This window comes from Mesorhizobium sp. M4A.F.Ca.ET.020.02.1.1 (genome assembly GCF_004022645.1).
GTDB lineage: Bacteria > Pseudomonadota > Alphaproteobacteria > Rhizobiales > Rhizobiaceae > Mesorhizobium.
Map to the genome: position 1 here is coordinate 1 of NZ_RZOI01000726.1, position 3002 is coordinate 3002.

Annotated in this window: 3 protein-coding genes; all 3 read left to right on the forward strand. The window is 66.2% G+C overall.

The window, feature by feature from the left end; translation table 11 throughout:
• The first annotated feature begins 409 nt into the window (after nucleotides 1–409).
• Nucleotides 410–1642: a 3-methyl-2-oxobutanoate dehydrogenase (2-methylpropanoyl-transferring) subunit alpha gene (locus tag EN742_RS30030; protein WP_126057335.1), complete on the forward strand. Its 1233-nt coding sequence runs from the start codon at nucleotides 410–412 to the stop codon at nucleotides 1640–1642.
• 2 nt (nucleotides 1643–1644) lie between these two features.
• The gene (locus EN742_RS30035) at nucleotides 1645–2658 is read left to right on the forward strand and encodes an alpha-ketoacid dehydrogenase subunit beta (protein WP_126057336.1); all 1014 of its coding nucleotides are present in this window, start codon (nucleotides 1645–1647) and stop codon (nucleotides 2656–2658) included.
• A 14-nt stretch (nucleotides 2659–2672) separates the two neighbouring features.
• A partial coding sequence (locus tag EN742_RS30040; RefSeq protein ID WP_348632870.1) for a biotin/lipoyl-containing protein occupies nucleotides 2673–3002 on the forward strand: 330 nt, incomplete at its 3' end.

Below are 3002 nucleotides of genomic sequence, written 5' to 3' on the forward strand. Positions count from 1 at the left end.
GATGGAACGGCGGACGAAGACCCTCGCTCTCCCACGGGCTTCAAGGCCCAAAGATGCTCCGGTCTCTCGTCCGCCACCGCACCTGCTGCAATAGCGGAGTCGGCACGGGACAAGTTACAAAGGTGCCGGCAGGCAGGTGAGGGGCAGCACTGGCCTCGACAGTTACCCGAACGCCTACGTGGTCCGGGCATTTCAAGCTCTTGCGCCAGACCGGTCACAGCCATTCGCCAAATTGCGTGGCGGGCGAAAACATCGACAAGAAATTTCGCCGTCATATCTGCATCTTGTCGCCAGCGCGCCGTATCGGCCTTGATCAGCCGAGAAGCCGGGGGACGGCCCGTCATCTGGCCGATGAATTAGCGGCGCGGATGTGCAACTATCGCACCGGCAACATTGGAGGACGTAGGTCATGGCCGATGCTGGAATGTTGCGGTTCCATGTTCCCGAGCCCGAGGTGCGGCCGGGTGGCACGCCCGATTTCTCCAATGTGACCATCCCCAAGGCCGGATCGGCGCCGCGACCGGAGATCGACGTCGATCCGCGCACCATCCGCGACATGGCGTTCTCGATCATCCGCGTGCTCAACCGCGACGGCGAGGCGGTCGGGCCGTGGGCCGGGCTGCTTTCCGACCAGGAACTGCTCGAGGGCCTGCGCCATATGATGACGCTCAGGACCTTCGACGCGCGCATGCAGATGGCGCAGCGCCAGGGCAAGACCTCCTTCTACATGCAGCATCTCGGCGAGGAGGCGGTGAGCTGCGCCTTCCGCAAGGCGCTGGCCAAGGGCGACATGAACTTCCCGACCTACCGGCAGGCCGGGCTGCTCATCGCCGACGGCTACCCGATGGTCACGATGATGAACCAGATCTATTCCAACGAGGCCGATCCGCTGAAGGGCCGGCAGTTGCCGATCATGTATTCGTCGAAGGAGCACGGCTTCTTCTCCATCTCCGGCAACCTAGCGACGCAGTACATCCAGGCCGTTGGCTGGGCGATGGCTTCGGCGATCTCCAACGATTCGCGCATCGCCGCCGCCTGGATCGGCGACGGCTCGACGGCGGAGTCCGATTTTCATGCAGCGCTCGTGTTCGCCTCGACCTACAAGGCACCGGTGGTGCTCAATGTCGTCAACAATCAGTGGGCGATCTCGACCTTCCAGGGCATTGCGCGCGGCGGCTCCGGCACTTTCGCGGCGCGCGGCCTCGGCTTCGGCATCCCCTCGCTGCGCGTCGACGGCAACGACTATCTCGCCGTCCACGCGGTGGCGAAATGGGCGATCGAGCGGGCGCGCCGCAATCTCGGGCCGACGCTGGTTGAATATGTCACCTACCGGGTCGGCGCACATTCGAGCTCGGACGATCCGTCCGCCTACCGACCGAAGGCGGAGTCCGACGCCTGGCCGCTCGGCGACCCGATCGTGCGGCTGAAGAACCATCTCATCCAGCGCGGCGTCTGGTCGGACGAGCGCCATGCCCAGGCGGAAGCCGAAATCCTCGAGACGGTGATCGCCGCGCAAAAGGAGGCCGAGAGCCACGGCACGCTGCACGCCGGCGGCAAGCCGTCTACGCGCGACATGTTCGAGGGCGTCTATGCCGAGATGCCGCCGCATCTCAGGCGACAGCGCCAGCAGGCGGGGGTCTGACCATGCCCAGACGGACCATGATCGAGGCGATCCGCGACGCCATGGACGTGTCGATGGGGCGCGACGAACGCGTCGTCGTGTTCGGCGAGGATGTCGGCTTCTTCGGCGGCGTCTTCCGCTGCACGCAAGGCCTGCAGGCCAAATACGGCAAGAGCCGCTGCTTCGATGCGCCGATCAGCGAAGCCGGCATCGTCGGCGCCGCCATCGGCATGGCCGCCTATGGGCTGAAGCCCTGCGTCGAGGTGCAGTTTGCCGACTATGTCTATCCGGCCTACGACCAGATCGTTTCGGAGGCGGCGCGGCTGCGCTATCGCTCGAACGGCGACTTCACCTGTCCGATCGTGGTCCGCATGCCGACCGGCGGCGGCATCTTCGGCGGCCAGACGCACAGCCAGAGCCCGGAAGCGCTGTTCACCCACGTCTCCGGCCTGAAGGTCATCGTGCCGTCCAACCCTGCCGACGCCAAGGGGCTGCTGATCGCGGCGATCGAGGATCCCGATCCGGTGATCTTCCTCGAGCCGAAGCGGCTCTACAACGGTCCGTTCGACGGCCACCACGACCGTCCGGTAACGCCGTGGTCGAAGCATGATCTGGGCGAGGTTGCCGACGGCCACTACACGGTGCCGCTCGGCAAGGCGGCGATCCGCAGGCAGGGCGCCGCGATCACGGTGCTCGCCTACGGCACGATGGTCTATGTCGCCGAGGCGGCGGCCACGGAGACCGGCATAGACGCCGAGATCATCGATCTGAGGACGCTGCTGCCGCTCGATCTCGACACGATCGTCGCCTCGGTGACGAAGACCGGACGCTGCGTGGTGGTGCACGAGGCGACGCTGACCTCGGGCTTCGGCGCCGAGCTCTCGGCGCTGGTGCAGGAGCACTGCTTCTACCATCTGGAAGCGCCGGTCGTGCGCGTCGCCGGCTGGGACACGCCCTATCCGCATGCGCAGGAGTGGGACTACTTTCCCGGCCCGGCCAGGGTCGGCCGCGCGCTCGTCGAAACGCTGGAAGCTTGAAGGGAGGCCTGACCATGGGCGAGCACGTCATCAAGCTGCCGGATGTCGGTGAAGGCGTCGCCGAGGCCGAGCTGGTCGAATGGCATGTGAAGGTCGGCGACCTGGTGCGCGAGGACACGGTGCTGGCCGCGGTGATGACCGACAAGGCGACCGTCGAGATTCCCTCGCCGGTCGACGGCGAGATCCTGTGGCTGGGCGCCGAGATCGGCGACACGGTGGCGATCGGCTCGCCGATCGTGCGGCTGAAGGTTGCGGGCGAGGGCAATGTGAAGCCGCAGAGCGATGCGGCGGAAGAGGCCATCAAGGCCGAACCGCCAGCCAAGCTCCCAACCCCGAAACCCGAG